At 57.5% G+C, this 15,038-nt stretch carries 13 protein-coding genes; 6 read left to right on the top strand and 7 right to left on the bottom strand.

What is annotated here, in order from left to right:
* Nucleotides 1-35: 35 nt before the first annotated feature.
* From accC to aroQ, 3 genes are read right to left on the bottom strand one after another with little or no spacing between them, the layout of a single operon-like run.
* Nucleotides 36-1,382, bottom strand: coding sequence for an acetyl-CoA carboxylase biotin carboxylase subunit (gene accC, locus CGLAMM_RS02965; protein ID WP_394819384.1), 1,347 nt, complete (start codon nucleotides 1,380-1,382; stop codon nucleotides 36-38).
* A gap of 14 nt (nucleotides 1,383-1,396) precedes the next feature.
* The gene (gene accB / locus CGLAMM_RS02970; protein ID WP_394819383.1) at nucleotides 1,397-1,849 is read right to left on the bottom strand and encodes an acetyl-CoA carboxylase biotin carboxyl carrier protein; all 453 of its coding nucleotides are present in this window, start codon (nucleotides 1,847-1,849) and stop codon (nucleotides 1,397-1,399) included.
* Nucleotides 1,849-2,316 carry a type II 3-dehydroquinate dehydratase gene (aroQ, locus tag CGLAMM_RS02975; protein ID WP_394819382.1) on the bottom strand — a complete coding sequence of 156 codons (468 nt, stop codon included), beginning with the start codon at nucleotides 2,314-2,316 and terminating at the stop codon, nucleotides 1,849-1,851. Before aroQ ends, accB begins: the two co-directional genes overlap by 1 nt.
* 297 nt (nucleotides 2,317-2,613) lie before the next feature.
* Between aroQ and CGLAMM_RS02980 the strand changes: the two genes are divergently transcribed.
* Nucleotides 2,614-3,183 carry a septal ring lytic transglycosylase RlpA family protein gene (locus CGLAMM_RS02980; RefSeq protein WP_394819381.1) on the top strand — a complete coding sequence of 190 codons (570 nt, stop codon included), beginning with the start codon at nucleotides 2,614-2,616 and terminating at the stop codon, nucleotides 3,181-3,183.
* 55 nt (nucleotides 3,184-3,238) lie between these two features.
* Here the strand turns inward: CGLAMM_RS02980 and CGLAMM_RS02985 are convergent, their stop codons facing one another.
* On the bottom strand, nucleotides 3,239-4,294 hold the full coding sequence (locus CGLAMM_RS02985) for a YihY/virulence factor BrkB family protein (RefSeq protein WP_394819380.1): 1,056 nt from the start codon (nucleotides 4,292-4,294) through the stop codon (nucleotides 3,239-3,241).
* Nucleotides 4,295-4,774: 480 nt separating this feature from the next.
* Between CGLAMM_RS02985 and CGLAMM_RS02990 the strand changes: the two genes are divergently transcribed.
* Genes CGLAMM_RS02990 through CGLAMM_RS03010 form a run of 5 tightly spaced genes read left to right on the top strand, consistent with a single transcriptional unit; the run spans nucleotide 4,775 to nucleotide 11,765 of the window.
* Nucleotides 4,775-7,288, top strand: coding sequence for a TonB-dependent receptor (locus CGLAMM_RS02990; RefSeq protein ID WP_418115318.1), 2,514 nt, complete (start codon nucleotides 4,775-4,777; stop codon nucleotides 7,286-7,288).
* Complete coding sequence (locus CGLAMM_RS02995) at nucleotides 7,282-8,238, top strand: sodium:solute symporter family transporter (protein ID WP_418115319.1); 957 nt, start codon at nucleotides 7,282-7,284, stop codon at nucleotides 8,236-8,238. Before CGLAMM_RS02990 ends, CGLAMM_RS02995 begins: the two co-directional genes overlap by 7 nt.
* Entirely contained in the window at nucleotides 8,235-8,675 is a 441-nt protein-coding gene (locus CGLAMM_RS03000) for a hypothetical protein (protein ID WP_418115320.1), read from the top strand. Before CGLAMM_RS02995 ends, CGLAMM_RS03000 begins: the two co-directional genes overlap by 4 nt.
* Before the next feature lie 25 nt (nucleotides 8,676-8,700).
* Nucleotides 8,701-10,362 (top strand): NAD-dependent malic enzyme, encoded by a 1,662-nt coding sequence (locus tag CGLAMM_RS03005; RefSeq protein WP_394819375.1) that lies wholly within the window; start codon nucleotides 8,701-8,703, stop codon nucleotides 10,360-10,362.
* Nucleotides 10,362-11,765: a class II fumarate hydratase gene (locus tag CGLAMM_RS03010; RefSeq protein WP_394819374.1), complete on the top strand. Its 1,404-nt coding sequence runs from the start codon at nucleotides 10,362-10,364 to the stop codon at nucleotides 11,763-11,765. Before CGLAMM_RS03005 ends, CGLAMM_RS03010 begins: the two co-directional genes overlap by 1 nt.
* Before the next feature lie 163 nt (nucleotides 11,766-11,928).
* On the opposite strand, the gene exaC is transcribed toward CGLAMM_RS03010, so the two are convergent.
* The 3 genes from exaC to CGLAMM_RS03025 all read right to left on the bottom strand — a co-directional run bounded on the left by exaC (nucleotide 11,929) and on the right by CGLAMM_RS03025 (nucleotide 14,938).
* A complete protein-coding gene (gene exaC / locus CGLAMM_RS03015; protein WP_418115321.1) occupies nucleotides 11,929-13,437 on the bottom strand; it encodes an acetaldehyde dehydrogenase ExaC in 1,509 nt (502 codons plus the stop codon).
* 293 nt (nucleotides 13,438-13,730) lie between these two features.
* On the bottom strand, nucleotides 13,731-14,150 hold the full coding sequence (locus tag CGLAMM_RS03020; protein WP_418115322.1) for a cupin domain-containing protein: 420 nt from the start codon (nucleotides 14,148-14,150) through the stop codon (nucleotides 13,731-13,733).
* A complete protein-coding gene (locus CGLAMM_RS03025) occupies nucleotides 14,129-14,938 on the bottom strand; it encodes a cupin domain-containing protein (protein ID WP_418115323.1) in 810 nt (269 codons plus the stop codon). The genes CGLAMM_RS03020 and CGLAMM_RS03025 overlap by 22 nt, the downstream gene beginning before the upstream one ends.
* Nucleotides 14,939-15,038: the final 100 nt, after the last annotated feature.

Below are 15,038 nucleotides of genomic sequence, written 5' to 3' on the forward strand. Positions count from 1 at the left end.
TTCCAGGCCCCGCCAATCGGGCTGATCAGCGGGCTTCAACCCGCTTGTCGGGCGACGAATTCCTCGAGCCAGTGGATCGTGTAATCGCCCTTGCGGAATTCCGGATCCGCCAGAATTTTACGATGCAGGGGGATGACGGTTTTGACGCCTTCCACAACGCATTCATCCAGAGCACGCTGCATACGCGCAATCGCGGCATCCCGATCCGGCGCATGGACGATCAGTTTTGCGATCATACTGTCATAGTAAGGCGGCACGCGGTAACCTGAATAAAGGGCGCTGTCAGTCCTGACACCCAGCCCGCCCGGCGGATGAAACACTTTGATGAGACCGGGATCCGGCGTGAAAGTCTTCGGATCTTCCGCATTGATGCGGCACTCAATCGCATGACCTCGGAATGTGATGTCAGATTGTTTGTAGCCCAGCTTCTCCCCCGCCGCGATGCGGATCTGCTCACGCACGAGGTCCACATCACAGACCAGCTCCGTCACGGGATGCTCCACCTGGAGGCGGGTATTCATCTCGATGAAGCAGAATTGCTTGTCCTGATAGAGAAATTCGAGGGTGCCGACGCCGCGATAGCCCATTTTCTTGAGGGCGTCCGTCACCGTTCGGCCGATCACGTTGCGTTCCTCAGCCGTCAGGGCCGGGGAACCGGCCTCTTCCAGAAGCTTCTGATGGCGGCGTTGGAGGGAACAATCTCTCTCACCGAAATGCACGACATGACCATGCGTATCCGCGAGGACCTGCAATTCAATGTGGCGCGGCTTGTCGAGATATTTCTCGAGATATACCTCATCATTGCCGAAAGCCGCCCGCGCCTCGGTCCGGGCAACATTCCAGGCTTCCTCAAGTGCCTCTTCGCTCTCAGCGACCTTCATGCCGCGACCACCGCCACCCGCCGCAGCTTTGATCAGCACCGGGTAGCCAACGCGGGCGGCCACCGCACGCGCCGTCGCAATATCCGGCAGACCACCATCCGAGCCGGGCACAAGCGGCACGCCAAGCGCGGCCATGGTCGTTTTGGCTGAAATCTTGTCACCCATCGTCCGGATATGCTGTGCTGTCGGGCCGATGAAGGCGATGCCATGCTCCTCGACCGTCTCCGCGAATTCAGCATTCTCAGACAGGAAGCCATAGCCGGGATGAATGGCCTCCGCACCCGTGATTGTCGCAGCAGACAGGATCGCGGCGACATTGAGGTAGGAATCCCGCGCCGTCGGCGGACCGATGCAGACAGCCTCATCCGCGAGGCGCACATGCATGGCATCTGCATCGGCCGTTGAATGGACAGCAACGGTTTTGATCCCCATCTCGCGGCAGGCACGCTGGATGCGAAGGGCAATCTCGCCTCGATTAGCGATGAGAATTTTTGAGAACATGAGCGCGGAACGCCTTATTCGATGATGGCCAGAGGTTCACCGAATTCAACGGGGTCACCATTTGAAACCAGGATGCGCGTCACTTTGCCGGCGCGCGGGGCCTTGACCTGATTGAAAGTCTTCATCGCTTCAATCAGAAGAAGGGTCTGCCCCTCCGTGACGGACTGCCCCACTTGTACATAAGGCGGCGCGGAGGGGTCCGGCGACAGATAGACAACGCCCACCATCGGGCTTTTCACCGCGCCGGGATGGTCCGCTGCCGACGCCGGGGACATTGTCGTCGCCACGGTGGTGCCGCCACTCACGGCGGCCGCAGGTGCGGGCACGGTTTGCGCCACCGGCGCCGCCGCCCGCGCGACACGGATGCGATGCTCCTTCTCCGCGATTTCAATCTCGCTCAGGCCCGTTTCATCGAGAAGAGCGGCCAATGCGCGTATGGCATCTCCGTCCACTTGCATACGGCTCATTATTCGTCCTCATCCTGGAACATGTCATATAAAGCGCGGATCGCCATTTGATACCCGCGCACACCAAACCCGCATATGACGCCGATCGCCGCCTGTGCAGTATAAAGTTGATGTCTGAACGCCTCGCGCTGATGGATATTGGTGATATGCACTTCCACGGTAGGCAGGTCAACCGCCAGCAACGCATCCAGCAACGCAACCGACGAGTGCCCAAGAGCGGCCGGATTAAGGATGATTCCGTTCGTCTCAGCCCGAATTTCATGTATCCAGGAGACGAGCTCACCCTCATAATTTGTCTGACGGAAGTCAATCTCAACGATGTGACCCTCATCGCTGAGTTCCTCCGCTGTGCGCAGGCAAAGCAGTTCAACGTCGTCCAACTTCTCACGACCGTAAATTTCCGGTTGCCGAACGCCGAGTAAGTTGAGGTTGGGGCCGTTGAGAACGGCAATCTTGAGGCAGGTCATAAAGGCCGCATTTAGCACTTCTCGGCAGTTTGGGAAATATCCCTTTTAGAGGCACGCCCTCCATTCGCCCTATTCCTGCCTTTTTTTTGTGAAACAATTGAGGTTTCGCAACGATATACCGTTAAGCGGAATTACGCACGCAGACGTCGACCGCCGGGCGGAGGAAGGTCAGCAACATGGCTTGACCAGCGTCCGCATCTATGCGGCACGCAGCGCCAGATCGACCGACAGCGTCGGGGAGGATGGGACATGGAGGGGAAGAAGCCTTCGCGCTCTAAAACCATACGCGGCAGAAAGGTGAAATCGAGACGGGCCGTTCCGTCATCGCGCCAGAAAGCCGCCGGACTCTACGTGCTTCTTGGGGCTGTACTTGGCACGTCACCTATGACGGCTGATTCGCACACGCAGATGCTGAAGCCGAAACCGACATCGAACCGGAAATCAGTCCCGACTTCCTCTAAAACGACGCGCTTCCCCGTCGGGAGTGTTACAGCCGCGGATCTGAAACGCTACCGCATCAGCCGCTGGGTGCGCGGCGGGGTCGCAAGCTGGTATGGCGAGGCTTTCGCCAAGCGCCGCACAAGCAGCGGCACGCGTTTTGACCCGAAAGCCATGACGGCAGCCCATCGTCGCCTGCCTCTAGGGTCCAAGGTTCTGGTCGTGGACACGCAGACCCATCGATCGGTGATCGTGACGATCAATGATCGTGGCCCTTACAGCCATAACCGGGTTATCGACCTCTCACACGGCGCCGCAAATCGCCTGGGCATTGTGCATCGCGGCCTCGCCCATGTGCGCATTGCTCTGCTGACACCTTCAGGTGACCAGGATGACACGCCAATCGAGGTCGCACAGGCACCAGAGTAATTTCGATCTGACCTGAGATAACGCTGCTTCCTGAGCGGCGATCAACGCCGCAACGTCAAGCTTTTGCGGCGTTCTTCGCCGTCTGGACCTCATCCTCACGCGGCCCACCGGGGACAGCCGGCTCGCGCCCCTTATCACGATCCTGCAACCCGATATTCAGTTGTGCGCCGAAGAGCACCACATAGGTGCTGACGAAAAACCACATCATGACCGCCGCCACCGCGCCGAGTGACCCATATGTCGCCCCGTAACTCGCGAAATGCGCGACGTAGTAGGAGAAACCGAGCGATGTCAGCACCCAGAGCATCGTGGCTACGAGTGACCCTGGCAAAACCCACCGCCAGTCTGGCGCTTCCCGGCATGGCGCGTAGCGGAACAGAAGCGACACCGCGACGAAGATGAACAGCAACATCAATGCCGGTGCGCCGAAATGCACGATGTTCTTAATGCCGTAACTCATCAGGTAAAGCGCCCAGCCCCGAAGTTTCGGCGTCAGATTCCAGATCCCGAAATGATCGAGAATTTGAGGGAGATAATCGACGAAAGCGGGCAGCGCGACCATCAGGGCCAAAGTCAGTGCCGCGCCGAGCACGGCCAGCAAGGTCATGCCAAGGGAGACAAACTGATAATGCAGGAAACCGCGCGTCTCATCGACATTATGGGCGATATTCAGCGCGGCCAGCACAGATTTAGTGCTGGAGGAAGTCGTCCACAGTGCGAATGCGAGGGACAGGATCAGGCCGAGGGTCAGCGATACATGGGGGCGGCGGATCAGCAGATGGATCTGGTCGGAGATCAGGTCAAAGGCGGCGGGCGGCAGCAGATTGCGCAGCACCTGAAGTTGCGGCTCGACAGAGTTGATGTCGAAGACAAGCCCATAAAGAGAGAGCAGCGTCGTCATGGCGGGGAAGAGCGATAACGTCGCGAAAAACGCGCATCCTGAAGCGGAAAGAGATGATTGCGTTGAGATCAGATTAAGAAAAGTTTGTTTCAGGACAAGCAGCCAGCCCCCGAGAGGCATGCGGAGCGGGCTGCCGACATCTGTCCCCGGCGCGTCCTGCCCGGCATCAACGGGCTTTTTCTTCTTCTTGAGATGATGTCGCTCGGTCACGTTAACGCCTTTTATGTCTTGTCAGAAAGGTGGTAACTGGTGAATTGTCCTCTATGATGTTCCGGCCGTGCTCAGGACATGACGTCACCCCTGAAATGTGACGCTTCCGCTACATAAATGTTCCCCAGATTCATCATGTTAACGTCGACTGATAAGCCGTTCGGATCAACCATCAGGATGGTTGAGGGGAACGTCTGCACATGCGCCTCACATCGCCTTCCGGGAGCGGGCCGCAAGCGATAGTACAAAAATGTCGTCCTCATCAGCCATGTTGTTCACACGGAGATGACCAGGATTTTCATCCTGCTTTTAACAGGCGCTGACGTGACTTGGCCAGATATCAGCATCATCTGACATCGGATATGCAGCATAAAAGTCACGATAATTGACAGCAGCGAAATTTACATTTTAACCTTTGCGCCCACGTCGTCAGTTTTAAGCCCTCGAAGTCATCGACCCCCATTTCATACGAGGCCCTTTTTGATCAGCCGCCTGACCTGCCGACATGTCTCGAAGCTGCTGAAGTCGCATATTGTCACCCATGTGCGCTATATCGGATTTTCTTATCTTTCCGTCTCCTGCGCGATGGGGGCTGTCAACGATCGTGAAAATAGATCACCCGCACCGAAAGCCACCGCCCCTTCGGGGAAGACGACCGAGCATCTCACGATTCACGGCCGAAGCATCACAACCCGCGCCGCGCAAAGTGAAGATATCGTCAAGGGAGAGACCCTTATTGCGCGCAATGTGCAGTCGATATTCGGGCTGCAATATCTCACCCCCTCTTTGCAGGTGACGCCGCAATTCGCCTCCGGTCAGCCCGGATACACGATACGCGGTCTCGGCTTTAATGATTATGCCTCAAATAACGCCGCCGCCGTCGGCATCTCGATCAATGGCGTTGCGCAGACCCTCCCCTTTCTGACCGGGGGGCTGATGGCGGATATCGCGACGGTGACCATCCATCGCGGGCCGCAAGGTTATGAAGGGGGGCGCAGCGTCTCTGCCGGTTTGATTGATTACCGCACTTACCAGCCGGAAGCCGTGCCTGCTTACGGCGCGCGCTTTCAATATGGGCGGTTCGGGTCGATGGTTGCGGAAGGACATGCGTCCGGGCAGGTTGCACCGCGCTGGGTCAGCCGCATCAGTTTTGAGTCACGTCAGGGTGGCGCATGGCAGGTCGGGCCATCCGGCGCGGATTTCGGCAAGAGTGACCAGTCTGTCGCACGGCTGATCAACCGCATTCAGCTCCATGACGCCTTGACGCTCTCTTTGGATGTTCACGGCTTGTATGACCGTTCAGACGGGATGGGTCTCCACCGTTTTACACCGCTGACGACGATGGAAACCAATAAGCGGGGGCCTGTCCTCCCGGCGGATCAGGATCGTCGGCAGACATGGTGGGGCACATCACCCAGCTTCGCTCGCATGGCGGGCTTGCAGCCGGGCCAGAAACCTTTTCATCATGTCTCATCAGGGGGCGGCGTTTTTTCGTTGGAGGAGAAATTCGCCGGGGCGCGCCTTGAAGCTGCGACAGGTTTCGATGCGGGCAACCGGCGGGAATATGATAATTTCGGCGCGGCGATGGAACCCGTGGCGAATGTCGCCTTCAACACGCGCGCCAACACATTGGTGCAGAGTTTGCGTCTGATCTCCACATCATCATCGCGCTTACACTGGGAAACAGGGCTCTGGTTCAATCATCAGACGCTTTCCGACCAGTATCTCACTGGATTTGCCGCAAGCTATGGCTTCAACCGCTCCGTCACTTATCGTCAGACGGGGATGACCATCGCCGGTTTCGGCAGGTTGCGCTATGATCTGACCCCGACCCTTTCCCTCAATGCGGCGATGCGCGTCGATCATGAAAACCGCGCTTTGCATGATTATCGCGCCTACACGCACACGCTGGGCGGCATGATCACCAATCCGGGCAATGTTCTTTCATCCCGAAGCCTGACATACACATTGCCAACCGGCATGATCGGGCTGGATTATCACCCGACATCCCACCTGCAATTTTATGCATCTGCCCGGCGCGGGATGAAATCCGGGGGGTTTACCGCCTATAATTCAACGAATGTCGCCCTCTCCACCACCCCTTTCAGGGCGGAGCAATTATGGGCCTTTGAAACCGGCGCGCGCGCGACGCTCCCCGCCTGGCACCTCACTGCGGAGCTGAGTGCGTTTTATGATGATCTGCATGATGAGCAGGTCCAATCCGCGATCCTTGACCCCACTGTCGGGCTGCTGGGCGCCATCGTCAACGCGCCGCGCGCCCACATATCGGGCGGTGAATTCAATCTGCGCTGGTCACCCTGGCAGCATGTGCTGATTACGCAGGGGGGCGGCTGGGCTGTCGGGCGGTTCGACGATTTCACTGCGCTATTTTCCGCCCAGCGACAGAATGGTGTTTTTGTCGGGACTTATCAGGATAAAAGCGGCACGCATCTGCCCGCACCGAAACTGACCCTGACAGGCAGCATCGCCTATCAGATCCAGTTAGCTGACTGGCAGGTCACCCCCGCCATGAATTATGCGCTCCGCAGCACCTACCGGTCCCTTTTCGGCCCGCTCTATAATGTGAACGGCTACACGATTTTCGGCGCGTCCCTCAGCGTGCGCCCACCGCATTCCCATTGGGTTTTCGCGTTTTTCGGCGACAATATCTTCAATAAACAATATGATGTTGACCGTAACTTTTTTGTAGCTGGAGACAATGTCGCGCTTGCCGGAATGCCCGCCAGTTGGGGGGACGCATCGCCTGTGAATTCTGAGGGCACGCCGGCCCGACCCGATATCTCGTCGCGGGCGCGGCGCGTGCGGGCTTTCTTTCTCATCGCGCCCTTCATCAGCCTGTTACTCCCACTTCTGGTTCTAGAGCACCGTGAGCTCACCTTATTCGGCGTTAAAAGCGTCTTTCTCTGGCTTTTTGTGAGCATCCCGCTGACCAGCCTCTATCTCTGGGCGGCAGAACGCTGTCTGACATGCTGATCACCATCGGGGTTGCCGCGTCCCTCGGGATTGTCGCGTTACTTCTCGCTTTATCGGGCGCGCGCGCCGGGCAGAATGCGTCGCGTTTTTTCGCCGCTGCCGGGCAGTTCGGGTTGGTCCTGTATGCTGTGCTCGCCATCGGCGACACTTACAGTATCGGTACGCTTTTGGGATTTCCCGGGTCCATCTTCGCAGATGGCGGCTTCGCGGCGCTCTGGTTCTGCGGCTATATTATGCTCGCCTTCCCCATCGCGACGATGCTCTATCCCCGCTTATGGCGGATCGGTCAGGAATGTGGCGCCGCGACTTTGACGGATCTCTTCCGATACCGTTTCAATGACCGACGCCTTGACCTCCTCCTAGCGGCCCTGCTTTTCCTCTGCTTTATTCCGCTCGGGACATCGCAATTTATCGGTTTGCAATCCGCTTTCAAAGTGGTGGCCGGCCCCGACACCGCGCGCGGCGGCATGATGGCGGCCCTGACCCTCTCTGGCCTGTTGACCTTCCTCATCGCGGCAGGTCAGGGTATGGGCGGCGCGGCGCGGGCGGCGATCCTGAAGGATGTGCTGGTCATTTCCACCATTGTGATGGTGGCGGGTGCGGCGCTGATGGCCGGGGCCAGGTGGCTTTCCCCGCCCCATCAAGGGGTCATCGGACCGCCGGAAGTTTTTAAAGCCTTTACGCCCAGTGTCAGCGGCGATCTCTTCATCCTGACCACGATTGCCGTGCAGGCCAGCGCCTTTTGCATCTCCCCCCGACCCTGGCCGCGATTTTCTCGGCCCGCCAAGTCGAGACCGTGCGACGGGGCCAGATATGGATGCCCCTTTACATGCTGCTCTTCCCGCTTCTTGGGATCGTGGCGATCTACGGCCATAACCATCATGTTGCCGCGGCACGTCCCGATGATATCTTCCTTGCGACGGCGCAGGCGCTTCTGCCCGCATGGATGATGGGGGTTGTGCTTGCCGGGACATGTCTTGCCGCCTTCGTTATCCTCGCCAGTTGCAGCATCACACTTGGCGGCGTCGTGGCGCGGAGCGTCGTGCGGGACAAAACAGCCCGGCAGCAGATCCGCATCGGGCTGGTGACAATTGCCACCTATCTGACGCTCTCCTTTACCGGCACATTTACCGCTAGAAATCTGCTGATCTCACTTAATACAATGTTCTATCTCGGGCTGGCGCAGATCCTGCCCGGCGTGCTGGCGATCATCTTTAACTGGCGCGTCTCTTCGGCCGACCTGATGCGCGGCATGGTGGGCGGGCTCGTCTCCGGGTGCGTCCTGCGGTTCGGTGGAGTCAATCTTTACGGCGTCAACCCTGCCTTTATGGCTGTCATCATCAATTTATGTTTGTGCTGCTGGGCGGCCGGGCGCAAAAATAAGTAAATTGTGCCTCGGAGAATAAAACGCCATGACAGAAAACCTCGCTTTCCACCTTTCCGCAAAAAGCCTCCTGGAGAACCCCGTTCTCAATAAGGGTCTGGCTTTCAGCAAGGCGGAGCGCGACGCGTTTGGCCTCCATGCGCATCTGCCACCTGCCGTCAGAACGTTGGACGAACAGTTAAAAACAGCGCGGATGCTGCTTGATGATATGGAGTCGTCATTTGCCCGACATATTTACCTGCGCAGCATTCAGGATAGTAACGAAACTCTGTTTTACGCCTTAATCGCGTCTGACCTCGAAACAATGCTGCCCTTGATTTACACCCCGACTGTTGGGGAGGCCTGTCAGAAATTCTCCTCCATCTGGCAACGACCGCGCGGCCTGTTCCTCTCCTACGAGGATCGGGAGAATATGGAAGCCCGCCTGGCAGACCCCGCGCTTGATGACGTCCGGGTGATTGTCGTCAGTGATGGGGAACGCATCCTCGGTTTGGGTGATCAGGGCGCAGGGGGGATGGGCATCCCGATCGGCAAATTATCGCTTTACACCGCCTGTGCTGGCATTGCCCCGCAACATACCCTCCCGATCCTTCTCGATACCGGCACGGATAATGAGGCGCGGCTGGCGGACCCGTCTTATATTGGTAGCCGTCACAAGCGGGTTCGGGGCGCGGAATATGATGCGTTTATCGCGCAATTTGTTGAATGCGTCATAAAGAGATGGCCGCATGTCCTGCTGCAATGGGAGGATTTCGCCGGGGTGAATGCTGCGCGCCTCCTCGCGCAATATCGGGATCAACTTTGCACCTTTAATGATGATATTCAGGGCACGGCTTCCGTTGCCGCGGGCGCGATACTCGCCGCCAATCAGGCCTCCGGCAGAAAACTCTCGGATCAGAAGATCGTCATGCTCGGCGCGGGTTCCGCAGGTGTCGGCATTGCGCGCCTGCTTCTGGCGGCGATGGAAGATGAAGGCACACCGCATGAGGAAGCCCGTCAACGCTTCTATATGCTGGATAAAGACGGACTTTTGACAGCGCAAAGGTTGGAAACGCTGGATGAGGGTCAGAAGCTCTTTGCGCGCGGTGACTGGTCGGGCGCGAAAGGTGATCTCGCCACATTGATTGATAAAATCGACGCCGCCATTCTGATCGGCGTATCCGGCGTGGCGGGCGTCTTCTCGGAGGAGATCATCCGCAATATGGCCCGCAAGACGGAACGGCCGATTATCTTCCCCCTTTCCAATCCCACCTCTCATGCTGAAGCAACACCGGAAGACATTATGCGCTGGACGGACGGCAAGGCGCTCGTCAGCACAGGCAGCCCTTTCCCGCCTCTCCCCCATAAGGGCAAGACGCGTCGGGTTGATCAGACAAACAACTCTTACATCTTCCCTGGCATGGGTCTGGGCATTATAGCGTGTCGCGCAACACGTGTGACGGAGGCGATGTTTATGGCCGCCGCCAAAAAGCTCGCCGCGCTTTCTCCGCTGCGTCACGATCCGGACGGTAATTTGCTGCCCCCGGTCACGCAGTTAAAGGATGTCGCGCGTGATATCGCCATTGCAACGGCGCTTCAGGCACGCGCGGATGGTGTGTGTGCGGCTTTCACCGATGATGCGCTTGACGGCATGATCAACCAGCATATCTGGTTCCCCCAATATAAAAGCTACAGCAAGGCACGCGTATAATGACGGATTTTCGGACCGAACGAGATGGGCTCGGCGATATCGATGTTCCCGCCGATAAATTATGGGGTGCGCAGACGCAGCGCTCCCTCCATTATTTCAGCATCGGTTGGGAGAGAATGCCGGTAGAGATGATTGAGGCCTTCGCCATGATCAAAAAGGCCAGCGCCGAGGCCAATGCCGCCAGCCAACGCCTCGGTAAGTCGCAACATGACCTGATCACGCAAGTCTGTGATGAGCTTCTCGCCGGGCAACATGTGGAAATGTTTCCCCTTCATGTCTGGATGACGGGCTCGGGCACGCAATTTAACATGAATGTCAATGAGGTGATTTCCAACCGCGCCTGCCAGATTGCCGGGACGGCGCTCGGCAGCAAAATGCCGGTGCACCCGAATGACCATGTTAATATGTCGCAATCCTCCAACGATAGCTTCCCGACAGCGATGCATATCGCCGCTGTGCTGGGGACAACGCGTAAGGTGCTGCCCGCGGTGCAGGCGCTCGCAGCAGCTATCCAACGGAAGGCGGATCAATGGGCCGACATCGTCAAAATCGGTCGCACCCACATGCAGGACGCCGTCCCCTTGAGTGTCGGGCAGGAGTGGTCCGCCTTCGCAACGCAATTGCGGGAGGCCGCCGCGCGTGTGGCGGACGCGGTGAAGGGGCTTTATCCCCTCGCTTTAGGTGGCACGGCGCTCGGCACAGGCATTAATACGGATGCGGCTTTCGCATCCCATGCCTGCGCCCGGATTGCGACGTTGACAGGTCACGCTTTTACCAGCGGGCATGATAAATTTGCCCTTCAGGCTGCGCATGATGCGCTTGTTCATCTCTCCGGCACATTCCGGGGGCTTGGCGGGGTGCTGTTTAAAATCGCCAATGACATCCGCCTCCTCTCATGCGGGCCGCGCGCCGGGCTGGCTGAACTTCATTTGCCGGAGAATGAGCCAGGATCATCCATCATGCCGGGCAAGGTGAACCCGACACAGGCAGAGGCCCTGGCGATGCTGGCCTTGCAGGTGATGAGCAATGATGTTGCCGTCGGAATGGGCGGGGCGTCCGGGCTGTTGCAGATGAATGTTTATAAGCCGCTGATGATCTATAACATCCTGCAGAGCATCACCCTGATCCATGATGGCTGTGAAAACTTCCGCCACTTCCTGATTGAGGGGACGGAACTGAACACTGGACGGATCCAGCGTTACGTCGATGAATCGGTGATGCTTGTCACTGCTTTGGCGCCGGAGATTGGATATGACGCGGCCTCGAAAATCGCCCATGAGGCGATGGCGCGGGATTGCACCCTGAAAGAGGCGGCGCTTGCTTCCGGAAAATTGACGGAAGCGCAATATGACCGTCTCATTGACCCGAAAAAATTGCTGGCGCCGAATGTCGTCATATCCTGACGGGATGTTCCATCTTCGACGCGCGTTGGACGGCCTTTTGCGTTTTGGACGGCCTTGAAAGCACCTCGTTCAAACGAGACCAAGCCATAAGAAAGGGCGCCTTTTAACGGGCGCCCTTTTCTGAGAGGTCGGGCAGGGTCACCCCTACCCTTCAGGCCATTACTCAGAAGAAACCGACTTTATCCTCGCTGTAGCTGACCAGCATGTTTTTTGTTTGCTGGTAATGGTCGAGGATAATCTTATGCGTCTCACGTCCAATGCCCGATTTTTTATATCCGCCAAAAGCAGAGTGCGCGGGATAGGCGTGATAGCAATTGACCCAGACGCGTCCGGACTGAATGCCACGCCCCATACGGAAGCATGTGTTCGCATCACGGCTCCACACGCCAGCGCCCAGACCATATTCCGTGTCATTGGCGATGGCGAGGGCTTCCTCTTCCGTTTTAAAGGTTGTCACGGCGAGGACAGGGCCAAAAATCTCCTCCTGGAAGATTCGCATTTTGTTATGACCCTTGAAGACCGTCGGCTGAATGTAGAAACCATCATCCAACCCGTTGCCTAATTTCGCGGCGTCGCCACCCGTGAGAAGTTCAGCGCCTTCCTCACGACCAATCTTGATATAGGAGAGAATTTTCTCCTGCTGCATCGTGGAATTCTGGGCCCCCATCATTGTCGAAGGGTCAAACGGGTTACCCTGCTTAATGGCTTTGACGCGCGCAACGGCCCGTTCCATGAAAGCGTCGAAGATGGATTCCTGCACGAGGGCACGGCTGGGGCAGGAGCAGATCTGCCCCTGATTGAGCGCGAACATCGTAAAGCCTTCGAGGGCTTTATCGAAATAAGCATCATCCTTGTCCATGATATCGGCAAAGAAGATATTCGGCGATTTGCCACCCAGTTCCAGCGTTGCGGGAATGATGTTTTCCGCCGCCTGATGCGCGATACGCTGGCCGACAGCCGTCGAGCCTGTAAAGGCGATCTTCGCAATGCGCTTATTGCCAGCTAGAGCCGAACCGACTTCCTTGCCCAGACCATTCACAATGTTCAGCGTGCCGGGGGGCAGAATATCGGCAATGAGATCCATCACGACAAGAAGGCTGGCGGGCGTCGTTTCCGCGGGTTTCAGGACAATCGTGTTCCCCGCGGCGAGTGCCGGCGCGATCTTCCAGGCGGCCATAAGGATCGGGAAATTCCAGGGAATGATCTGCCCGACCACGCCGAGAGGCTCATGATAATGATAGGCGTAGGTCGTTTCGTCGATCTCACTGATGCCGCCTTCCTGCGCGCGAATGCAGCCCGCAAAATAACGGAAATGGTCGATCGCCAGCGGAATATCGGCGTTTGTCGTTTCACGGATGGGCTTACCGTTATCCCACGTTTCCGCCTGCGCAATGAGGTCGAGATTGGCCTCCATTTTATCAGCGATTTTCAGCAGAATACGGGAGCGGTCCGTGGTGGACGTCCGGCCCCATGCCGCGCGCGCCGCATGGGCCGCGTCAAGAGCAAGTTCAACATCGGCATCAGATGAATGCGGCACTTCACAGAGGACGCGGCCATCAACCGGGGAACGATTGGTCATGTAAGCGCCATTGACCGGCGGCACCCATTTTCCGCCGATGAAATTCTCATATCGTGCCTTAAAAGGCGTTTTTGCGGGAAAAGCAGAGGACATATCAAATAGCCTTTTTATCGTGAAATGCAACAGAGATGTCCTTCAAGGCTGGCGTCACGCGGATGAATCACCCCGGTGACGCAAGGACATCTTAAAAATTTATTTTCCGTTTATAGATCATAGTTCATAAGTTAAAAACAACCGCGAACGACGACATTTTTCATATTTTGTTAAGGTTTGGCAGGAAATCTGACGTGTGACAGCGTGGCGAAACTTGAGCCAGGCCCTGTCATAGACGCGGGGATGATCAGCCATTCGGACGTTGACGCCATGCCGGATCTTCCCGTCATGCCTCAGCGCGGCATGAAACCCCTTCGCGCCATGGGGAAATGGTCGATCACATCAACGGGAAGGCCGAGTGTCTCCGCCGTGACTTCCACGGGCACATGTGTCAACCAGTCGGAGAGGCCGTAACCAGCATATCGATCAGCCTTATAGACCGTCAGGATATGCAGATCCTGTGAACCGCGATTGACGACACAATGACCTTGCCCACGCGGAATATTCCAGACGTCATTTTTATCGAGACGCGCCGTCTTTTGATGCCCATCCGTGCACATTACGGTCAATTCTGCCGTGCCGGAAAGCACAATGCCAAATTCCGCCGCATGAGGGTGCCAGTGCATCTCACGCATGCCATTGACGTGAATGACATCGCTCGCGGCTGAAAAAGGACGGCTGGCGGGGAAGCTCATCGGGTCGACAACCTGCATGTAACCCCCGCTGAGCGCGCATAAAAATTGGAGCGCGAGAAGAGATAGACGATTTTCTCCGCCCCCGGCCTGATCCGCGCATTTTTGCGTGCCGTATCAAGGTCGCCAGGGTTGGAGAGGCGGCTGATCCAGCGCGGCTCTTTTTTCGACGCGACGAAAACCTGTTGTGGCGTGTTGAAGTTTTTCTCAAGCAATTCGGGCGGTGTCGCGGCTACCCACGCCGAAATCGAATTAGTATGGAATTCCGAACCGTCTGCATCATCCAGAAACATCAGAATTTCCGCACCGGTTGGCGCAAGCCCGATGATACTGTGCGGCGTCCCGGCAGGGACTGACCATATATCGCCCGCCCCGACATCATCGACGGAGGAGCGTCCCTGCTCATCCAGCGACATGATGCGGCATCTGCCGGAGACGACGTAGCCCCACTCTGCCTGCTGTCGCCAGAACATCTCGCGCATACACCCGACCTCAAGCCCCATATTGACGACGGCCAAGTCTTTTAAGGCGTGAAACTGCGCGTGATTGAGTTCCCGCGCCCATCCGCCATCGACCTTGTGCATTTCAGCGCGATTAAGAGATGCGACAAAGTCAGGGATGGCGGCGGCATGCGGGTTTTGCTGCGCGGGTGGCGCATGAGCTTTGGACGGACCGGGCGAGGTGCCGGCCATCTTGCGTCCGTTTTCCTTGCCGGAATGCGGAGCGCCCATGGGCATGGCCTGCGCGACGCCGCCTAAACCCGCCAAACCCGCGATTGAGAGGAAGCCACGACGTTGGAAACGACTCATTTCTTCGACCTTCTCTTCCCCGGAAAAAGCTTGGCCCTGAGCGATGCGACGCGATTCATGATGCGCGCCTGATCTTCCGACTTCTCACAACTGGGCCTCA

Source organism: Sorlinia euscelidii, from assembly GCF_036452135.1.
Taxonomy (GTDB): Bacteria; Pseudomonadota; Alphaproteobacteria; order Acetobacterales; family Acetobacteraceae; genus Sorlinia; species Sorlinia euscelidii.

What these genes read in the sequence shown, in the direction of transcription:
- CGLAMM_RS02995 (WP_418115319.1), top strand. Translation starts at nt 7,282, where the DNA reads ATGCTGATCACCATCGGGGTTGCCGCGTCCCTCGGGATTGTCGCGTTA.
- CGLAMM_RS03025 (WP_418115323.1), bottom strand. Translation starts at nt 14,938, where the DNA reads ATGAGTCGTTTCCAACGTCGTGGCTTCCTCTCAATCGCGGGTTTGGCG.
- aroQ (WP_394819382.1), bottom strand. Translation starts at nt 2,316, where the DNA reads ATGACCTGCCTCAAGATTGCCGTTCTCAACGGCCCCAACCTCAACTTA.
- exaC (WP_418115321.1), bottom strand. Translation starts at nt 13,437, where the DNA reads ATGTCCTCTGCTTTTCCCGCAAAAACGCCTTTTAAGGCACGATATGAG.
- CGLAMM_RS03005 (WP_394819375.1), top strand. Translation starts at nt 8,701, where the DNA reads ATGACAGAAAACCTCGCTTTCCACCTTTCCGCAAAAAGCCTCCTGGAG.
- CGLAMM_RS03000 (WP_418115320.1), top strand. Translation starts at nt 8,235, where the DNA reads ATGATGGGGGTTGTGCTTGCCGGGACATGTCTTGCCGCCTTCGTTATC.
- CGLAMM_RS03010 (WP_394819374.1), top strand. Translation starts at nt 10,362, where the DNA reads ATGACGGATTTTCGGACCGAACGAGATGGGCTCGGCGATATCGATGTT.
- accC (WP_394819384.1), bottom strand. Translation starts at nt 1,382, where the DNA reads ATGTTCTCAAAAATTCTCATCGCTAATCGAGGCGAGATTGCCCTTCGC.
- CGLAMM_RS03020 (WP_418115322.1), bottom strand. Translation starts at nt 14,150, where the DNA reads ATGCAGGTTGTCGACCCGATGAGCTTCCCCGCCAGCCGTCCTTTTTCA.
- accB (WP_394819383.1), bottom strand. Translation starts at nt 1,849, where the DNA reads ATGAGCCGTATGCAAGTGGACGGAGATGCCATACGCGCATTGGCCGCT.